Source organism: Streptomyces sp. NPDC127119 (assembly GCF_042677425.1).
In the GTDB taxonomy this organism is placed as follows: Bacteria; Actinomycetota; Actinomycetes; order Streptomycetales; family Streptomycetaceae; genus Streptomyces.
This window is the reverse complement of sequence record NZ_JBHXTO010000106.1, coordinates 12,479-31,847: the sequence shown is the minus strand read 5'-3', so window position 1 is coordinate 31,847 and position 19,369 is coordinate 12,479. Positions and strand designations below refer to the sequence as shown.

The following is a 19,369-nucleotide window of genomic DNA, read 5'->3' as shown; positions in this document are numbered from 1 at the left end:
CGCCGGACGGGCTGAGATACAGCCGGACCGGCGGCAATCTTCAGCCCGTCCGGCGTTTGAGGACGAGCGCGCAGCGCGATCAGGGGGCGCAGCCCCCATACGTGGACGGGAACGGGTAGGGGCGGCGGGGGCGGAAAAAGCCCCTCACTCGACCGCCCGCCACCGCCGCACGCGATGCCCCCCGGCAGAGGTGACCCACAGGTCACCGCCCTCCGCCGCGTCCACCCACTCCGGCACAGCCCCCGTCACGGACCGCGCCTCCGGATCGGGTTCCAGCACCGCCGCCATCAGCTGACGTGTGTACGGATGTCCGGGCGAGGAGAAGACCGAGTCCGTCGGCCCTTCCTCCACCACCACGCCCCGCCACAGCACCACCACCCGATCCGCGATCCCCCGCACGACGGCCAGGTCGTGGCTGATGAACAGGCACGCGAGCTCCCGCTCCCGCCGCAGATCGTCGAGCAGGCGCAGCACGTCAGCCTGTACGGACACGTCCAGTGCCGTCGTGATCTCGTCCGCGATGAGTACGTCCGGCTCACCCGCCAGCGCCCGCGCGATCCCGATCCGCTGCCGCTGCCCGCCGGAGAGCTGAGCGGGCAGCCGTTCGGCGAGGGCGGGGTCGAGGCGTACGTCGGAGATGAGCTGGCGGGCCCGTACCGCGGTCTCGGCGCGCGAGTCCGTCGTGCCGAAGAAGCGCAGTGGCCGCCGCACCGCGTCCCCGACGGAGCGGCGCGGGTTGAGGGAGGTGTCGGCGTTCTGGAAGACGAGCTGGACCCGCCGCCGCAATGCCGCCGGCCGCTTCCCGGCGGGCCGGGCGAGGTCACCGGAGCCGGAGTCCGAACCGGAGCCGGAGCCGGTACCGGAGCCGGAGCCGAGCGTCATCGTGCCGCCGGACGGCGTCCGCAGCCCCGCCAGCGCCCAGGCGAGCGTGGACTTCCCGCTCCCCGACTCCCCGACCAGCGCGAGGACTTCCCCCCGCCGGACGTCGAAGGAGACGCCGTTCACGGCACGACTGGACCCGTAGTCGATCGTGACGTCCCGGGCGGTGACGGCGACGGGAGCCTCCTCGGGGATCAGCGCCCGGGGCCGCACCTCCCGCTCACCCTCCTCGCCGACGCGCGCGAGCCCTTCGTCGTCGAGGCGGGGCACGCTCGCCAACAGGCGTCTGGTGTACGGGTCCTGGGGCATCGCGAAGAGCCGGCCCGTCGCAGCCGCCTCCACGATCCGGCCGGACCTGAGCACGACGACCTCGTCGGCCATGTGCGCGACGACGCCGAGGTCGTGGCTCACCAGGACGGCGGACAGACCGAGTTCGTCGCGCAGTGTGCCGATCAGGTCTAGGACACCGCGCTGGGTGACGACGTCGAGTCCGGTCGTCGGTTCGTCGAGGACGAGGACCTTGGGGCGGGCCGCGACGGCCATGGCGATGGCGACGCGCTGCTGCTGGCCGCCGGAGAGTTCGTGCGGGTAGCGGCGGGCGAGTTCGGCGGGGCGCGGCAGGCGGACCTGTTCGAGGAGGTCCACCACGGGTATGTCACCGCCGGCCTCCGCGATCTGGCGTCCGATGCGCATGGAGGGGGTCAGGGCGTGGCCCGCGTTCTGCGCGACCATGGCGACCGTGCCGCCCCGCAGCCGCCTCAACTCCCGTGCGGGCAGGGCGAACACGTCGGCGCCGTCGACCCGTACCGAGCCGTCCGTCACCCGCGAGCCGTGCCGCAGATGCCCGAGCAGCGTGGCCGCGACGGTCGACTTGCCGCTTCCCGACTCGCCGACCAGGGCGAGGGTCCGGCCCGGCAGTACCTCCAGGGACACCTCGCTCACCACCGGTATGTCACGGCCGCCCGAACGGTAGGCCACGGACAGCGAGTTCACGGACACCAGCGATGTCGTCGAGACGACGGCGGCGGCGGTCATCAGGACCCCTCCCTGATCCGGTCGACGCCCCATGCCTTGGAGAGGCCGTCGGCCGCGAGGTTGAGCCCCACCACGAGTGTGGCCAGGGCGATGATCGGTGCGAGGCTCGCCATCGGGACGACGGTGATGGCGGTGCGGTTCTCGGCCACCATCAGGCCCCAGTCGGGCGTCGGCGGGTCGGCGCCGAAGCCGAGGAAGGACAGCGACGAGATCAGCAGCACGACCCAGGAGGCCCGCATGGCGAACTCGACGCACACCACGTCGGTGATGTTCGGCAGGATCTCCCGGCGCAGGATCGCCCAGGTGCTCTCGCCGCGGGCCCGTGCCGCGGTCACGTAGTCGGCGGGTGCGACCGCGAGGGCGGCGCCCCGGACGACGCGTACGACCTGGGGCACGTACACGACCGCGATGGCGAGGACGATGACCGACGGGCCCGTGCCCAGTGCGGTGACGACGACCAGCAGGGCGAGCACCGACGGGATGGAGAGCACCGCGTCGAGCACCCGGCCCAGCACGTCGTCGAACCAGCCGCCCCGCAGGGCCGCGGCGCAGCCGACGACCGTGCCGATCAGGAGGGTGACGAGGGTCGCGGCGACGGAGACGCCGATCGCGTACCGGCCGCCGTACAGGACGCGGGCCAGGACGTCACGGCCGTACTGGTCCGTGCCCGCCCAGTGGCTCCCGCTGGGGCCGAGGAGCGCCTGGTCGGCGTTGTTGGCGATGGGATCGTACGAGGTGAGGACCGGTGCGAGCAGGGCGATCAGGACGTGGACGGCGACGATCGCGAGGCCGATGGAGGCTGCCCGTGAGGAGCGCACGGTGCGCCAGGCGCGGGCCACGGCGGACGGTGGCGCTGCGGGGGCCGCGGGTGCGTCCGCCGGGGTGTCGAGGGTGGTCATCGGGTCCTCCCGCGCGTACGGAGCTTGGGGTTGAGGGCCATGGCGCCGAGGTCGGCGGCCAGGTTGCAGACGACGTACACGACCGCGCTGATCAGGGCGATGGCCTGGATGACGGGCAGGTCCCGGTTCTGGACGGAGGAGAGCATCAGCTTTCCGATGCCGGGGTAGTTGAAGACGTTCTCGACGACGGCGACTCCGCCCGCGAGCCAGGCGACGTTCAGGGCGATGACGTGCAGGGTCGGCAGCAGGGCGCTCGGCAGCGCGTGCCGGGTGACGACCCGCCAGGTCGACAGTCCCTTGAGGCGGGCCGTGGTGACGTACTCGCTCGCCATGACGTCGATGACCGAGGTGCGGGCCATCCGGACGATGTAGGCGGCCATGACGATCGCGAGGGCGAGGGCGGGCAGCCAGACGGCGGGCATGAGCTGGCCGACGGTCGCCTCGGGGCCGTACAGAACGACCGCCGGGAACAGGGGGAGGGCGACCGAGAAGCAGAGGACGAGCACGGTGGCGACGACGAACTCGGGGACGCTCATCCCGACCAGGCTGACCGTGGAGATGAGGTGGTCCGGCCAGCGGTCGCGGTAGAGGCCGGCGAGGATGCCGAGGACGATCGAGCCGGTGACGGCGAACAAGACGGTCACCAGGGCGATGAGCGCGGAGTTGCCGAGGTACGTGCCGACTTCGCCGCCGACCGCCTTGCCGGAGACGAGGGAGAGTCCGAAGTCGCCGTGCACGGCGCCGCCGATCCAGTCGGCGTACCGCTCCCAGGCGGGCTGGTCGAGTTTGAGTTTTTCGCGCAGGGCGGCGACCGCGTCGGGGGTGGCGTCCTTGCCGAGGACCTGGGTGGCGACGTCGCCGGGCAGGGCCTGCACGGCGAGGAAGACCAGGACGGAGGAGAGGACGAGGGTGCCGAGGGCGGCGAGGACGCGGCGGGCGATGAACGAGAGCATGGTCAGGCTCCCTTCAGGCCGATGCCGAGGTAGTCGAACTCGAAGCCGTGCTCGGCGTATCCGCGTACCTTCCGCGAGATGCCGACGAGCCGGTCGGCGAACATCGGGGTCATCGCCCCGCCCTTCTCGACGACGAAGGTCTGCGCCTCGCCGTACAGTTCGCGCCGCCGCTCGTCGTCGGTCTCCTGCCGGGCCCGGTCGAGCAGCGCGTCGAACGCCTTGTCCGACCAGGCGGTCTCGTTGTAGGAGGAACCGCCGCGGAAGACCTGCGTGAACAGCTGGTCGACGGGTCTGCCGGTGTACCAGTAGGTGGCCATGAGCGGCTTCTTCATCCAGATCTGCGTGTAGTACGAGTCCGCCGAGGCCGTCTTCACCCGCACCCGGATACCGGCCCGCTTGGCCGAGTCCTGGTAGGCGAGGGCCATGGGCGTGAACACCGGGTCGTACGAGGAGGTGTAGAGGTCGACCGTCAGGCCCTCGTGGCCCGCCTTCTTCAGCAGGTGGCGGGCCTGTTCCGGGTCGTGCTCCGGGTGTGCGGCCAGGTGTGCGGGGTCGCTCGGCGGTACGGGGTTGTCCCAGCCGGGCGTGCCCGCGCCCTGGAGGGCGACCTTCACCACGTGCTCGGGGTCGTAGGCCAACTTCATCGCCTGCCGGACCCGTACGTCGGTGAAGGGCTTCTCCGTGGTGAGCATCGGCAGCACGTACCACTGGGCGTTCTCGACGCGGGCGATCGTCGCGCGGTCGGACGCGGCGACGACGCGGGCGGTCGCGAAGTCCAGGTTGGTCTGTGAGAGGAGGTCGACCTGCCCCGCGAGCAGGGCGTTCGAGCGGGCCGACATGTCGGCGACGGAGTAGAAGTCGATGGCGTCCAGGACCGGGCGGCCCGCCCAGTGGTCCGTGAACGCGGTGATCCGGCCGGGTCCCGCGGGTGCGAAGGACTCCAGCTTGAAGGGGCCCGTGCCGATGCCGGTGCGGCCGATACCGCGGGCGCTGCCGTCGGGGATGACGTAACAGTTGTAGTGCGTGAGCAGGCTCGGGAACTCCGCGTTGGGGGTCTTCAGCGGCACGACGAGCGTGTGGGCGTCGGGGGTTCGCAGCTTCGCCGGATCGATGAGCGGGGCGAGGACGGCGGCCTGCGGGGACGCCGTCGCCTTGTCGAGGATGTGGCGCAGGGTGTACGCGGCGTCGGCGGAAGTGAGGGCGTGGCCGTCGTGGAACGTGACGCCCTTGCGCAGGCGGAAGGTCCAGGTACGGGCCTTGGCGTCCGGCTCCCAGGACTCGGCGAGGTCGGGGGCGAGATCGCCGTCCGCGCCGATGCGGACCAGCCGGTTGTAGAGGGCGCCGAGGTATTCGTACGCCGACAGGGCGCTCGCCGGGTCCAGGGTCTCGGCCTCGGAGGCGGGCGGCCTGGCGATGCGGAGGGTTCCGCCGCGGTCGGGGGTGCCCGCCTTCGCGCCTTTGGGCAGAGCGGGGGCGGCCGAGGCGCCCGTGCAGCCGGTGAGCAGCCAGGACGCACCGAGCGACGCGCTGCCCGCGGCTGCCGCGGCAAGGACGGAACGCCGTCCCGGGTGATGGATGTCGGGCATGGGCCGACCGTCCCTCTCGCTATGCGTTCGCTATTCGTTCAGCGGAACGATTGAGTGAAGTGCGTGAACGATAACCAGACGGAAGTGGTCCGCCAACCCTCGGAACGCGGAAATTTACGTCGGAAACCGAGCCGTTACCTGGCTTGAAGCGGCCGGAGGAGGCCGGTGGGGGCCGGACGCCGGCGGACAGGCGATCGCGGAGCGGCGGGTGAGGGTGATCGCGGGGCGGCGAGTGCGGGCGTTCGCGGGGCGGCCGGTGCGGGTGATCGCGGGGCGGCGGGTGTAGGTCATCGGGAGATGGGGAGAAAGCGCTTGCTCCGTATTCGCCACTCCCTGGGGAGGGACGGCCTGCATGGCCTCGTGGGAGAAACCGCTCGACCACCGCTACCGCGGCGAGCACCCGGTCCGCACCCTCGTCTATCTGTTCCGGGCCGACCGGTGGAAGCTCGCCGCCGCGTTCGCCGTCTTCACCGTCAAGCACAGCCCGGTCTGGCTGCTGCCCCTGATCACCGCGACCATCATCGACACGGTCGTGCGGCACGGACCGATCTCCGACCTCTGGCTCAACGCCGGAGTCATCCTGGCGATCCTGGTCGTCAACATGCCGCTGCACCTGCTGTACGTGCGGCTGCTCTACGGCAGTGTGCGCCGCATGGGCACGGCCCTGCGCTCCGCGCTGTGCACGCGTATGCAGCACCTCTCCATCGGCTACCACTCACGCGTCAGCGCGGGCGTCCTCCAGGCGAAGGTCGTCCGTGACGTGGAGACGGTCGAGCAGATGGTCCAGCAGACCGCCGAGACGGGGCTCGGCGCGGTCACCGTGCTCACGGGCGGGCTCGTCATCATCGCCGTGCGCACACCCGAGTTCGTCCCCGTGTTCCTGTGCGTGGTGCCGGTCGCGGCGCTGCTCGTGGCGCGGCTGCGGGGCCGGTTGCGCGTCCACAACGAGGACTTCCGGCACGAGGTCGAGCAACTGTCCTCGCGGGTCACGGAGATGACCCGGCTCATCTCCGTCACCCGGGCGCACGGCCTGGAGGGCAAGGCCCTGCGGCGCATGGACGGCACGCTGCACAAGGTCCTGACCTCGGGCCTGCGGCTCGACCTCCTCAACGGCCGCTTCGCCTCACTGGCCTGGGTGTTCCTGAACATGATCGGGGTCGTCTTCCTCACCGCGGCCGCGCTGGTCGCGTACTACGGCGTGTGGGCCGTCTCCCCCGGTGACGTCGTCATGCTCAGCGCGTTCCTCACCACCCTCACCAACTCCACGACCACGCTGGCCGGGCTGACCCCGGTCATTACCAAGGGCCTGGAGTCCGTACGGTCCGTCGGCGAGGTGCTGCAGGCCCCCGAGCTGGAGGACAACGAGGGCAGGGCGCGGCTCGAATCGCTGCGCGGGGCGGTCGAGTTCGAGGGCGTGGGCTACGCGTACGAGGACGCGGACCGGCCCGCCGTACGGGACTTCAGCCTCTCCGTCGCGCCGGGCGAGACGATCGCGCTCGTCGGCGCGTCGGGCGCGGGCAAGTCCACGGTGCTCAGTCTCGTCATCGGATTCATCCGGCCGACCTCGGGGCGGGTGCTGCTCGACGGGGCCGACATGAACACCCTGGACCTGCGGACCTACCGGCGCTTCGTGTCGGTGGTGCCGCAGGAGTCGATCCTGTTCGACGGAACCGTGCGGGAGAACGTCGCGTACGGCATGGACGACGCGGACGCCGACGAGGCGACCGTGCGCGCGGCGCTGCGGGACGCCAACGCGCTGGAGTTCGTGGACCGGCTGCCGCGAGGGCTCGACACGGTGGTGGGCGAGCACGGGGCGCGGCTGTCGGGCGGTCAGCGGCAGCGCCTCGCCATCGCGCGGGCCCTCATCCGCAATCCGCGCGTCCTGATCCTCGACGAGGCGACGTCCGCGCTGGACACGCGGTCAGAGGCGCTGGTCCAGCAGGCCCTGGCCCGTCTGGTGCACGGGCGCACGACCTTCGTGGTGGCGCACCGCCTGTCGACGATCCGGGGTGCGGACCGGATCGTGGTGATGGGGGACGGCGCGGTCCGGGAGATCGGATCGCACGAGGAGCTGATGTCCCGGGCGGGCGCGTACACGGCACTGCACGGCGGCAGCGGCCTGCCGGCCTGAACGCGGGGTGGGGGCGGCGGCCGGCCTGAGCCGGGACCGGCCGGGTCCGCCCCCTCGGTCCGGGCCCGCGGGGCCGACCGCGCCCGGGGGTTGGACGTCGGCCGCCGCACGGCATGTACCGCACGTGCGGGACGTGCCGGACGTGCCGGACGGCTGCCGTCGCGGCGGACATGCCGGGAGGCCGCCGCGGTGCCGGACCCACCGGTCGGCGACCTCCGCGCCGCACGTGCCGGACGGCCACCACCGCTTCGCACGTCCCGGACGCGAGCTGCGCGCCGCGCCGGACGGCCACCCCGCAGGAGGTGTCGAAAGCGGCCGTCGCGCCGGGCCTGCCGGCCGGCGGCCCGCACGCCGCACGTCCCGGGCGTTCACCGCCGTGCCGGACGTGCGGAAGGCCACCCGGCGTCGTACCGGACCGCCGCCGTCCCGCGGTGGTGGGCGCCTCCCCGGCGGACGCCCCACCCCTGAGGGGCGCCCCGCCCAGGCGGGCGCTCACTCCCCGGCGTACGCCTTCTCCAGTGCGGCGAGGTCGAGCTTGTGCATCTTGAGCATCGCCGCCATGGCGCGGCCCGCCTTCTGCTGGTCCGAGTCGCTGATCATCTCGGTCAGCCTGGTCGGCACGACCTGCCAGGAGAGGCCGAACCTGTCCTTCACCCAGCCGCAGGGGCCCTGCTCGCCGCCACCCTCGACGAGCGCGTTCGAGTAGAAGTCGACCTCGGTCTGGTCCGCGCAGTCGATCGTGAACGAGATGGCCTCGGTGAACTTGAACTGCGGTCCGCCGTTCAGCCCGACGAACCTCTGGCCGTTGGCCACGAAGTCGACGGTGACGACGGAACCGGCGGGGCCGGGACCGGCCTCCGTGGCACGGACCGTCCTCCCCAGTTCGGAGTTCTTGAAGAGCGACACGTAGAAGTTCGCGGCCTCCTCGGCCTTGCCGTCGAACCAGAGACACGTGGTGAATCCGTCGGTGCTCATGAGTACCTCCTGGAGCGGAGCGGGAACGCTGTCATCTGTACCGACCGGCCCCCGACGGAAAACTCATCGGTGGCGCGCAGGCTTTTCCAGCCGCTTCTTATGCACAGGACCGATCTCCACGACCGAACTAGCATGGGCCGCCATGATCTCCCCGCACGACGACAGCGTTCAGCCGAGCAGCCGGCTCCGTCCCTTCCGTATCGACATTCCCCAGGCCGACCTCGACGATCTGCACGCGCGCCTGGATCTCACGCGGTGGCCGGACGAGCTGCCGGGGGTGGGCTGGGCGTACGGGGTTCCGCGGGCGTATCTCAAGGAGCTGGCGGAGTACTGGCGGCACTCCTACGACTGGCGGGCGGCGGAGTCCCGGCTCAACGCGTGGCCGCAGTTCACGACGGTCGTCGACGGGGCCGACCTGCACTTCGCGCACATCCGCTCGCCGGAGCCCGACGCGACCCCGCTGATCGTCACCCACGGCTGGCCCGGCTCGATCGCGGAGTTCCTCGACATCGTCGGCCCGTTGACCGATCCGCGCGCCCACGGCGGTGATCCCGCCGACGCCTTCCACCTGGTGGTGCCGAGCATCCCCGGGTTCGGTCTGTCGGGGCCCACGCGCGACACCGGCTGGGAGTACCGCCGTATCGCCGCCGCGTTCGCCGTGCTGATGGACCGCCTCGGCTACCGGCACTTCGGTGCGCAGGGCGGCGACTGGGGCGCGGCGATCTCCCGCGAGCTGGGCCGCACCCACCCCGACCGGGTGATCGGCGTCCATCTGAACCTGCTGCCCGGCGCCCAGGCCACCACCGAGCCGACCGCCGGGGAACTGGCGGCGCTGAGCCCCCGCGAACGCGAACGCACCCTCGCCTCCTGGCGGCGCCACCAGGAGTGGTCCCGCGAACGACAGGGGTACGCCGACATCCAGTCGACCCGGCCGCAGACCCTCGCCTACGGGCTCACGGACTCGCCCGTCGGCCAACTCGCCTGGATCGCGGAGAAGTTCAAGGAGTGGACGGACTCGGACACGTGTCCCGAGGACGCGGTCGGCCGGGACCAGCTGCTCACGAACGTGATGCTGTACTGGCTCACGGGCACGGCGGGTTCGTCCGCGCGGGTCTACTACGAGCGCGCCCACGCCGTAGGCGGGAACGCGCTCGCGCAGCCGTCGACCGCGCCGACCGCGCTCGCCGTCTTCCCCCGGGACAACTTCATCCCGCTGCGCCACCACGCGGACCGCACGAACGACATCGTGCGCTGGACGGAGTTCGACCGGGGCGGACACTTCGCGGCGATGGAGCAGCCGGACCTGCTCGTCGGGGACGTACGGGCGTTCTTCCGCCAGGTGCGGGGCGACGGCGCGAGGTGATGCGGGCCGGGCGGACCCGCCCGCCCGGCGGCCCTGACCCGCACTGCGACCCCTGCCCGACACCTCGGCTGTGAACGGCGTCGGAATTCCCGTACAACCCTTGGGCCCCATGCGGTGTCGAACAGGGCGCCGGACAAGGAACGGGGCCTTTCCGGACACCCCCGCGCTGCCCTGCCGTTCTTCCTGACAGGAGCCGACTCATGCGCAAGAACCGTTCCACAGCACTCGCCGCGGCATCATTTCTTCTGCTGGCGGGACTGGGCATCGCAACCGCGCCCTCCGCGTACGCGGGCACTCCCGGCGGTACGCAGGCCGCCGACCGCAACAGCGACTTCAACGGCGACGGATACGAGGACGTGCTGGTGGGCGCCCCCGGTGCGACCGTCAGCGGCAAGAAGGGCGCGGGACTCGTGACCGTGCAGTACGGCTCGTCGAGGGGCATCGGGACGACCGGCGCCGCCCTCTTCAGCCAGTCCACCGCGGGCGTCGCGGGAGCGGCGGAGACGGGTGACGGCTTCGGCAAGGCGGTCGGCACCGGTGACCTGGACGGCGACGGGTACGACGACGCGATCGTCGGCATCCCCGGCGAGGACCTCGGTACGGTCGCGGACGCGGGCGGTGTCGTCATCCTGTGGGGCTCGAAGGCGGGCCTGACCGGGGCGGCCAGCGACTGGCTGGAGACCCAGGAACCCGTCACGGACGAGCAGTTCGGTGCGGGCCTCGCCGCGGGGCACTTCACGGACGAGACACCGGCCGACCTGCTGGCCGTCATGGACCACAACGGCCTGGAACTGTTCGCCTACGACGCCGCCGCGCCCGGTTCGATGGAGCGGCGCTCGACCGCGCCGCTCTCCGCCCGGGCGCAGCAGCGGAACATCCTGCCCAAGTCGCTGACCACGGGCGACTACGACAGGAACGGGTTCGCGGATCTCGTCGTGTCGGGCGTGACGGCCGGTGACGAACCGGGGCACGGCTGGTCGACCTACCTCTCCGGGCAGGCGGACGGGCTGACGTACGAGCGGGATGTGCGCGGTGGCCCGGTCACCGCGTCCGGGGACATCGACAACGACGGTTACGACGACCTGGTGACCGGCGAGCCGAACTCCCCCGACGACGGTGGCGAGACCATGACCGGCGGTCTGGTGGGCGTGCGCTACGGCGGCGAGAACGGGCCCGCCGACGAGGTCCAGTGGTGGACGCAGGACTCCCCCGGCGTCCCCGGCACGGCCGAGCGGGGCGACGGCTGGGGCACGGACCTCTCCGTGGCGGACACGGACGGGGACGGGTACGCGGACGTGGCGATCGGCGCGGCGGGCGAGGACATCGGCACGGTCGCCGACGCGGGCGCGGTGTGGGTGCTGCGCGGCACGTCCACCGGTCTGACCGCGACGGGCGCCAAGTCCTGGGACCAGGACTCCGCGGATGTGTCCGGGGTGCCCGAGAAGGGCGACAAGTGGGGCGGCCAGGTCCGTCTCACCGACCCGAACGCGGACGGCCGCTTCGGGCTGCTGGCCTCGGCGCCGGGCGAGAACGCGGGCGACGGCTTCGTCTGGGTGCTGTCGGCCGGGACGGGCGGCATCACGGCCGCGGGTTCGTGGACGTACGGGGCCGACACCCTCGGCGCGCCCTCCCTGGGCGCCGCGTTCGGCGCCGCGATCGACGAGTAGCCCGCGGGAGGCCCCTCACAGTCCCGGAGAGGTCGCGGCCGACTCCGGGACGCTGTGACTCGCGGCCGACTCCGTCGTCGTGCCGGACGCGTCGTCGGGCACCGGCTCGGAGGACTCCGGTGCCGGCGCTTCGGACGACGGCGACCCGGGCTCCTCGGAGGGCGACGACGGCGTGGCCGGGGAGGTCGAGGGGCACGGGCTCGCCGACCCGCCCGGTGGCACGGTCGCACCGTCCCCCACGGACACGCAGGGCGACGGGGAGTCCGAGGAGGGCGACGACGGTGAACTCGTCGACGGGGACGGCTGGTTCGCCGGGGGATCGGTCCTGCGGTCCTTGCCGCCGGTGTCGCCCTTGTGCCGGGTGAACCAGTCGCCGCTGTCCGCGTCGAAGATCACGAAGATGTTGACGACCTGGGTCGCGGGCGAGACGACCACGACGTTCGAGGGCCGGTACGACGGCCAGGAGTCACCGGTCGTCCTGGGTGTGGTCTTCAGCGCGACCGGCGGCAGCAGCGGGTTGCCGCAGGCGCAGCGCACGCGGGGAACACCGCGGTCGTCGACGAGGACCGCGGTGCCGGCCTGCAGGACCGCCTGATAGCTCGTGGCCCTGCCGTCGCGGTAGCCGTGGTTGGTGACGCGGGTGTCCATCCGCAGCTGTACGGGGGTGAGCGAGCGCAGGTAGGTGGGCACCGCGGAGGTCTTGAGGTCCGGCACCGAGGCGAACGCCTGCTTCTTGTCGGGGGCCCGGTCCAGCGCGGAGATCTGCTTCTCGACGTCGCAGCTGGCCACGTCACGGGATCCGCCGTAGAGGCCGGGGGCCGAACCGTCCACGCCCCGCGTCACGTTGGCCGACCCGGAGGTGTCCGTGGGTGAGGGCGTCACGGGTGCGGCGGAGCCGTCCCGTGCCGTCGACCCGGTGAACGGATCGGGCCCCGCCCTGCCCGCCGCCTGGAGGAAGACCTCTCCGTCCGAGGTCCTGGCGGCGGTCGTGCCGTCGGGCCGGGTGAGGACCACGGCCAGGACCACGGCGACGACGGCCGCGGCGGCGACGAGGGCGACCCGCGGCACCGACTTCCACCAGGGCCGTTCGGGGCCCCGGCCCGCGCCCGGACCGGACGGTCCGGAGGGCCCGCCGCCCGACCCGCCCCCTCCTCCGGCTCCCGCACCGGCTCCGGCCCCCTCGCCCGGTCCGCCGATCGACGAGCCCGTGGGGCCGCGTCCGTCCGGTGGGGGTACGTGGTTCGGCCGGGTCGGCCCCGACAGGGGGCCGGAGGGCGGTCCTGTGGGGCGGCCTGAGGACGGCGGTTCGACGCTCACGAGCTCCTCTTCCCGGCGTAGCGACACTGCGGCACCGCGATGATGCAGGCACTTTGCGGTGCTCTGTCACGTTTAAATCGGCAGCGAACCCATTGTGCGCTCCGGTCCCGTATCGCCCGCAAGCCGACGCGGTCGGCCCTCCCGGCAGGCGCGCCGCCGCAGGCCTGCCTAGCGTGACAGCGTGAGCCTCTCTACAGCCCCTGACCAGGCAGTGTCCCGGCACGGCTGGGTCCAGGCCCTGGCGACGGTCCTCGCCGGACTGATCGCCATGCTCGTGGTCGCCGCGCTCGGACTGTGGGCGGCGGGGGCCGCCGACCTGCCCGACGGCGTGTTCCCACGGGTCGTCGCCGCGACGGTGGTGACCGCGGTCGGCGGTTCGGTGAAGATCGCCGGGAACGCCGGAGCGATCGCCGAGACCCGGGCGGGCCTGACCGTGCTCCCGCTCTCGGTGACGCTGACCGGAGCCCTGGTCGTCGCCACCGGTTTCCTGCGGCCCTTGCGCCACCGGGCCGTCGCGGGCCTGCCCGAACTGGCGGGCTGGGCCGGCCGTATCGCCGTCCTGTGGCTGCTCGCCCTGACCGCGCTCGCGCTGTCGGCCCGCCGGACCTTCGCCGTCTCCCTCGGGGAGGGCAGGCTCTCCGAGCTGGGCGATCTGTTCGGCGCCTCGTCGCCGCGGGTCGGATTCGAGACCGATGTGCCGGTGACCCTGCCCTTCGGCCTCCTGTGGCTGGCCGGCGTCCTCGTCCTCGCACTGCTCGTCTCGCCCCGGGCGCCGCTCCCGCCCCGGCTGCTGCGCTTCCAGGAGTCGGTGCGACCGGCCGCGTACGCCATGGTCGTGCTGCTGCTCGCGTACGTGGTCCTGGGCGTGGTCATCGCGCTGGTGGTGGCGGTGACACGGGGGCATGCCGCCCAGACGCTCGCCGTCGTGCTCCTCGGGCTGCCGAACCTCGTCTGGCCCGTCTTCACGATCGGTCTGGGCGCGACCTGGGACGGCAGGGTCGAGGGGCCGTTCGGGCTGCCGATGCCGCAGGTACTGGACCGGGTGCTGCGTACACCGGACCTCTCGACGCTGAATCTGAGCACGCTCTCGGAGCAGGACGGCAGGGTGTGGTGGCTGGTGGTCGTCGATGCGGTGCTCCTGCTCGCCGTCGCCTTCCTGATGGCCTCGCGCTCACCTGCCCGGATGCGGGCCTGGCGGCACGGCCTGCACCTGGCCGTCGCACTCGCGCTCACCGTGCTCGCCGTCTGCCTGCTCGGCCGGATCGACGCGCACTACGGGCTGTCGCTGTTCGGCATCGGAGACCTCGGCGGCGGTCTGTCCGGCGAACTCTTCCTGCGCCCACGGCTGTGGGGCGCGCTCGGTCTCGCCCTGCTCTGGGGCCTGGTCACCGGCTTCCTGGGCGCGCTGCTCGCCTCCCGTACGCGTCATCACGGCGAGTTGGAGAATCCGAGGGACTGACGGCCGCGGGCCGTACTACCGTACGCATCCATGATCGAGCCGGACTTCCTTGACCCCACCCGAACGGCCTACGACACATGGGCCGCCCGTTACGCCGAGCTGTTCGCCAACGGGCTGGAGGACTTCCCGCTGGACCGGGCGATGCTCGGGGCGTTCGCCGTCTACGTGCACGCGGACGGCGGCGGTCCGGTGGCCGACCTCGGCTGCGGTCCGGGGCATGTGACCTCGCTGCTGGACTCGCTCGGCCTGGACGTGTCCGGCATCGACCTGTCTCCGGAGATGATCGCGATCGCCCGTGCGGCCCGTCCGGACCTGCGGTTCGAGGTGGGGTCGATGACCGCGCTGGATCTTGCGGACGGCGAGCTGTCCGGTGCGGTGGCGCGTTACTCGATCATCCACACCCCGCCGGAGCAACTGCCGCGGGTGTGCGGGGAGTTCCACCGCGTACTGGCGCCGGGCGGTCACCTGCTGCTCGCGTTCCAGGCCCACGACGACCCCTCGGAGCTGGTGGAGTCCTTCGACCACAAGGTGGCGCTCGCCTACCGCTGGTCCCCCGACCACGTGGCCGCCCTGCTGACGGAGGCGGGCTTCACGGAGAAGGCCCGCCTCGTCAGGGCCCCCAGGGAGGACGAACGCCAGTTCCCCCACGCCCACTTGCTGCTCACCAGAACCTGACAGCCCCGAAAGGGGCGCGGGGAACTGCGCGACCAGCCACGACGGACCCGCACCCGGCACACCCCCTACGGACCCCCGTCCCAGGCGGGGAACACGGGCCGAGCCCACGCCGGAGGCAAGGGCGGAGCCCAACCCCGCTCGGGCTCCCCCACGACGGCCGCCCGCAACGCCGCCACGAACGCGAGACACGACCCGTACCGGTCATCGGGACTCTTCGCGAGAGCCTTCGCCAGGACGCCGTCGACGCCACCGGCGAGGTCGGGCCGCTTCCCGGACACCGCCGGCGGCACGTCGTACTGGTGCGCCCACAACAGCGCCATGTCGTCGTCGCGTCGGAACGGCGGCCCGCCCGCCAGGGTCTCGTACACGACGCACGCGAGGCTGTAGACGTCGCAGCGGCCGTCGACCGGGCGCCCGGAGATCTGCTCGGGCGCCACGTAGTCGAGCGTGCCGACGAACTGGCCGACGGTCGTGAACCCGGTCAGGGACAGCGACTTCTTCGTCAGCCCGAAGTCGGTGAGGTAGACGTGCTCGGGGTGGTCGCTGTCCGTGCCCGCCGCGACCAGGATGTTGCCGGGTTTCACGTCCCGGTGGACCAGCCCGTGGTCGTGGGCGGCGTCGAGCGCGGACGCCACCTGTACGGCGATGCGGGTGGCTGTCGTGATGGCCAACGGCCCCTCCTTGTCGAGGAGATGACGCAGGTCGCGGCCCGCCACGTACCGCATGGCGATGTAGAGGACGCCGTCCGTCTCGCCCGCCTCGAAGACCGGCACGATGTGGGGGTGGTCGATCGCGGCGGCCACCCGTGACTCGTAGGTGAAGCGTTTGCGGAACGTGTCGTTGCGGGCGAGTTCGGGGGCGAGCAGTTTCAGGGCGACCGTGCGGTCGAGACGCAGGTCCTTGGCCCGGTAGACGACGGCCATGCCGCCCCGGCCGACCTCGCGCTCGATCCGGTAGCCCGCGATCTGCTTCCCGACCAGCTCGGAGGACCGCCCGGCATGTGGACCGGTGCCGTACGCCATCACGGGTCACCACGCCCGACACGGCCCCCGTCCCCGTTCCCGGCGACAAACCGGGTCGGAGCATGCCGGACGCCTTCGGGCCCCTCGGGCGACGCGGACCCCGCGTCGCCCACACCCCGGCCGGATTCCGACTCACCACCCGGCACGACCTGAGTCGGCTCGGGCTCGACCGCCCGCACGACCCGAGTCGGATCGGGTCTGACTCCCCGCACGTGTCGCACCGGCTCGGACTCGGTGCTCCGCACAGCTTGCGTAGGCTCCGGCCCGGCCTCCAGCCCGGCCGGAGGTGACTCGGGTCCGCTCGCCGGGACGGCTTGAGCCGACTCCGACACGGCACTCCGCACGCCGGGTGCGGGCTCCGCCTCCGCGAACGGTGAGGGCTCCCGTCCAGCTCCCCGCACCACCTGCGTCGGTGCATGGCCACCCACGGCGGGCGGCTCGGGGTCGGTCTCCGACGGGGCGGACGCGACGCCGGGCGGGCCTGGGCCGGTGGGTGGCTCGGGTGGGAGTTCGGTGGGTGGGGGGTCCGGGGCGTCCGGCGTCGTGGACGGTGACCGGTTCGTCGCGTATGTGCTCGCGCGGGTGCCGTCGCAGTACACCCACCGCTCGTGTTCGGACTCGTACAGCCAGACGGCCTCCCCCTCCACGACGATCCCGACCCGCATCCCCGTCGTCAGGTCGTGGAACGCCTCCCGGTCGAGGCGTCCGGCCGCCAGTTCCTCGACGTGCTGCCGGTAGCGGCGCAGCGTCTCCTCGGCGCGGGCCAGCAGCGGGCGTGGATCGGCGGTGCGGGCGAGCGGCTGTCCGGCGGCGGGCGGGTCCTGCGGGACGGCGACCAGCAGCCGGACGTCGACCCACGCGGACCAGCCGTTGGCGCACAGGACGTGCCCCCAGTCGCCGCGCCGCTCGACGAGCCGGACGGGCAGGAGGGCGTCGAGGGGCACGGTGGGCCGGGCCGGATCGGGGGCGTCCCAGGCGGGCATGCCGTCGCGCGGAACCACGTGGGTGGGGCGGAATGCGGGAGTTGTCGTCGTCATCGCGTCCGGCTCCCCCTTCCTACTTCCGCATGACCGCGGGTTCGTGCCGTCTGAGCAGCCGGGCCACGAGGTGGCCGAAGACGGCCGAGAGGACGACGAGCATGCCCATGTTGAGCAGCCACACACCGGCCGAGTGCCGGAACAGCGGGTCGGCGGTCAGGTCGCCGGGGACGAGCCGCGCCAGTCCGACCGTGCCGGCCATGGCGCCGAGCGCCCAGCGCGAGGGCACCAGCCAGGAGAGCTGTTCGACGCCGGGGACGCCGTCGAGTTTCAGCAGCGCGCCGCAGAACACCACCTGCACGATCGCGAGGAGCACGAGCAGCGGCATCGTGACCTCCTCCTTGCGTACCAGCGCGGAGACGAGGAGGCCGAGCATCATCGCGGTGAAGGCGAGCAGGGCCACGGCGACGGTGATCTCGACGAGGGGTGGCAGGAGGACGCCCTCGCCGCCGGGCGCGTTCAGGTCGACGCCGAGCAGCGCCACCAGCGTCAGGACGACGGCCTGGAGCACGGTGACCGTGCCGAGGACGACGACCTTGGACATCAGGTACGCCGATCTGGACAGGCCGACGGCCCGTTCCCGCTGGTAGATCACCCGTTCCTTGACGAGTTCGCGCACGGCGTTGGCCGCGCCCGTCAGGACTCCGCCGACGCAGAGGATGAGCAGCGCGTTCATCGCGGTCTCCTGCGTGAGCCTGCTGCCCGCCAGGGCCCGGGCCATCGCCCCCATCACGAAGGGCAGGGCGATCATGATGGCGAGGAACGTACGGTCGGCGCCGAGCGCGGCGGCGTACCGGCGCACGAGGGTGCCCAGCTGCGAGCCCCAGCTCTGCGCCTTGGGCGGACGCACGACCCCGCCGGGGGCGGGTGCGGCCTGCGGCAGGCGGGGCTGGGCGGTGGAGTCGACGATGTACCGGCGGTACTGGGCCGACACGCGATAGTCCCCGGCCCAGTCCCTCTCCCGGTCGCGTTCGAACGCCTCGAACGCCTCCGGCCACTGCTCGTAGCCGAAGAAGGCGAGCGTCTCGTCGGGCGGCCCGTAGTAGGCGACCTTGCCGCCGGGCGCGAGGACGAGGAGCCGGTCGCAGACGTCGAGACTGAGCACACTGTGGGTGACGACCACGACGGTCCGCCCGTCGTCGGCCAGCCCGCGCAGCATGTGCATCACGGAGCGGTCCATGCCGGGGTCGAGCCCCGAGGTCGGCTCGTCGAGGAAGAGCAGGGAGGGCTTGGTGAGCAGTTCGAGGGCCACGCTGACGCGTTTGCGCTGGCCGCCGGAGAGGCTGTGGATGGCCTGCCCGGCACGTTGTCCGAGGCCGAGTTCGCGGATGACCTCGTCGACGCGGGCCTCGCGCTCGGCCTTCGCGGTGTCCTGGGGGAAGCGCAGTTCGGCGGCGTAGGTGAGGGCGCGCCGCACGGTCAGCTGGGCGTGCAGGATGTCCTCCTGCGGTACGAGGCCGATGCGCCGGCGCAGCTCGGCGTAGTCCCGGTAGAGGTCGCGGCCGTCGTACAGGACCGTGCCCCGGTCGGCGGGGCGCTGTCCGGTCAGGGCGTTGAGGAGCGTGGACTTGCCCGCGCCGCTGGGGCCGACGACGGCCAGCAGGCATTTCTCGCCGACGGGGAAGGAGACCCCGTCGAGGAGCGTCCTGCGGCCCCGGTCGACGGCGACGACGAGGTCCTGCACGTCGAGGGAGACCTCGCCGGTGTCGACGTACTCCTGAAGCTGGTCGCCGACCAGGCAGAACGCCGAGTGGCCGATGCCGACGATGTCGCCCGCGTCGATACGGGCGCGGGTGACGGGCTGCCCGTTGAGGAAGGTGCCGTTGTGGCTGCCCAGGTCGACGATCTCGTACGTGCCGTCCGGCAGCGCGCGCAGCTCCGCGTGGCGGCGGGAGACGCCGAGGTCGTCGACGACGAGGTCGTTGTCGTCGGCCCGGCCGATCCGGACGGTGCGGGAGGGCAGCGGGCGCACGCTGGTGGGCTGCCGGAAGGTGCCGGTCGCGGCGGGCAGGGAGACGGCCGAGGGCCGTTCGGGGGCGGGCGGGGCCCGGTCGGCGAGCACGGCGCACGGGCCGTCGCCGGGGGCGCCGAAGCGCAGGACGCTGCCGGGGCCGACGTCCCACTCGTGGACGCGGCGGCCGTCGGCGTACGTGCCGTTCGTGCTGTTCTCGTCCTCCAGCGTCCAGTGGTCGGTGCCCGGCCGCAGGACCGCGTGGTGCCAGGAGACCCGGGCGTCCTCGATGACGATGTCGCAGAGCGGGTCCCGGCCGACGTGGTACGCGTGGTCCGGGGTCATCACCGTGGAGCCCGTCTCCGTTTCGAGGACGAGTTCGGGCACCGCGGACCGCTCTTCCATGCCTGAATTCTAGCC

14 protein-coding genes are annotated in these 19,369 nt (G+C 72.5%); 5 read left to right on the top strand and 9 right to left on the bottom strand.

All coding sequences use genetic code 11. From position 1 onward, the window contains the following. Positions 1-144: 144 nt before the first annotated feature. From ACFVH5_RS32480 to ACFVH5_RS32465, 4 genes are read right to left on the bottom strand one after another with little or no spacing between them, the layout of a single operon-like run. On the bottom strand, positions 145-1,914 hold the full coding sequence (locus ACFVH5_RS32480) for a dipeptide ABC transporter ATP-binding protein (protein WP_385837302.1): 1,770 nt from the start codon (positions 1,912-1,914) through the stop codon (positions 145-147). After that, complete coding sequence (locus ACFVH5_RS32475) at positions 1,914-2,813, bottom strand: ABC transporter permease (RefSeq protein WP_385837301.1); 900 nt, start codon at positions 2,811-2,813, stop codon at positions 1,914-1,916. The genes ACFVH5_RS32480 and ACFVH5_RS32475 overlap by 1 nt, the downstream gene beginning before the upstream one ends. Next, positions 2,810-3,766, bottom strand: a complete 957-nt coding sequence (locus ACFVH5_RS32470) for an ABC transporter permease (RefSeq protein ID WP_385837300.1) — start codon at positions 3,764-3,766, stop codon at positions 2,810-2,812. Before ACFVH5_RS32470 ends, ACFVH5_RS32475 begins: the two co-directional genes overlap by 4 nt. A gap of 2 nt (positions 3,767-3,768) precedes the next feature. Then, positions 3,769-5,352 (bottom strand): ABC transporter substrate-binding protein, encoded by a 1,584-nt coding sequence (locus ACFVH5_RS32465; RefSeq protein ID WP_385837299.1) that lies wholly within the window; start codon positions 5,350-5,352, stop codon positions 3,769-3,771. A 352-nt stretch (positions 5,353-5,704) separates the two neighbouring features. Here ACFVH5_RS32465 and ACFVH5_RS32460 point away from each other — a divergent pair, with 352 nt between their 5' ends. Beyond that, positions 5,705-7,483, top strand: a complete 1,779-nt coding sequence (locus ACFVH5_RS32460; RefSeq protein ID WP_385837298.1) for an ABC transporter ATP-binding protein — start codon at positions 5,705-5,707, stop codon at positions 7,481-7,483. Between the two features lie 492 nt (positions 7,484-7,975). Here the strand turns inward: ACFVH5_RS32460 and ACFVH5_RS32455 are convergent, their stop codons facing one another. Then, positions 7,976-8,458, bottom strand: coding sequence for a VOC family protein (locus ACFVH5_RS32455; RefSeq protein ID WP_385837297.1), 483 nt, complete (start codon positions 8,456-8,458; stop codon positions 7,976-7,978). A 142-nt stretch (positions 8,459-8,600) separates the two neighbouring features. On the opposite strand from ACFVH5_RS32455, the gene ACFVH5_RS32450 reads away from it, so the two are divergent. Together ACFVH5_RS32450 and ACFVH5_RS32445 are read left to right on the top strand one after the other, a co-directional pair. Beyond that, complete coding sequence (locus ACFVH5_RS32450) at positions 8,601-9,821, top strand: epoxide hydrolase family protein (RefSeq protein ID WP_385837296.1); 1,221 nt, start codon at positions 8,601-8,603, stop codon at positions 9,819-9,821. 200 nt (positions 9,822-10,021) lie between these two features. Next, entirely contained in the window at positions 10,022-11,488 is a 1,467-nt protein-coding gene (locus ACFVH5_RS32445; RefSeq protein ID WP_385837295.1) for an esterase, read from the top strand. 15 nt (positions 11,489-11,503) lie between these two features. On the opposite strand, the gene ACFVH5_RS32440 is transcribed toward ACFVH5_RS32445, so the two are convergent. Then, on the bottom strand, positions 11,504-12,805 hold the full coding sequence (locus tag ACFVH5_RS32440; RefSeq protein ID WP_385837294.1) for a DUF6777 domain-containing protein: 1,302 nt from the start codon (positions 12,803-12,805) through the stop codon (positions 11,504-11,506). Positions 12,806-12,986: 181 nt separating this feature from the next. On the opposite strand from ACFVH5_RS32440, the gene ACFVH5_RS32435 reads away from it, so the two are divergent. Beyond that, on the top strand, positions 12,987-14,264 hold the full coding sequence (locus tag ACFVH5_RS32435; protein WP_385837293.1) for a streptophobe family protein: 1,278 nt from the start codon (positions 12,987-12,989) through the stop codon (positions 14,262-14,264). 30 nt (positions 14,265-14,294) lie between these two features. Further along, positions 14,295-14,939, top strand: a complete 645-nt coding sequence (locus tag ACFVH5_RS32430; protein WP_385837292.1) for a class I SAM-dependent DNA methyltransferase — start codon at positions 14,295-14,297, stop codon at positions 14,937-14,939. A gap of 65 nt (positions 14,940-15,004) precedes the next feature. On the opposite strand, the gene ACFVH5_RS32425 is transcribed toward ACFVH5_RS32430, so the two are convergent. Genes ACFVH5_RS32425 through ACFVH5_RS32415 form a run of 3 tightly spaced genes read right to left on the bottom strand, consistent with a single transcriptional unit; the run spans position 15,005 to position 19,354 of the window. Beyond that, positions 15,005-15,961, bottom strand: a complete 957-nt coding sequence (locus tag ACFVH5_RS32425; RefSeq protein ID WP_385837291.1) for a serine/threonine-protein kinase — start codon at positions 15,959-15,961, stop codon at positions 15,005-15,007. Continuing rightward, positions 15,961-16,998: a hypothetical protein gene (locus ACFVH5_RS32420; protein WP_385837290.1), complete on the bottom strand. Its 1,038-nt coding sequence runs from the start codon at positions 16,996-16,998 to the stop codon at positions 15,961-15,963. Before ACFVH5_RS32420 ends, ACFVH5_RS32425 begins: the two co-directional genes overlap by 1 nt. Before the next feature lie 19 nt (positions 16,999-17,017). Then, positions 17,018-19,354 carry an FHA domain-containing protein gene (locus tag ACFVH5_RS32415; protein ID WP_385837289.1) on the bottom strand — a complete coding sequence of 779 codons (2,337 nt, stop codon included), beginning with the start codon at positions 19,352-19,354 and terminating at the stop codon, positions 17,018-17,020. Positions 19,355-19,369 lie beyond the last annotated feature (15 nt).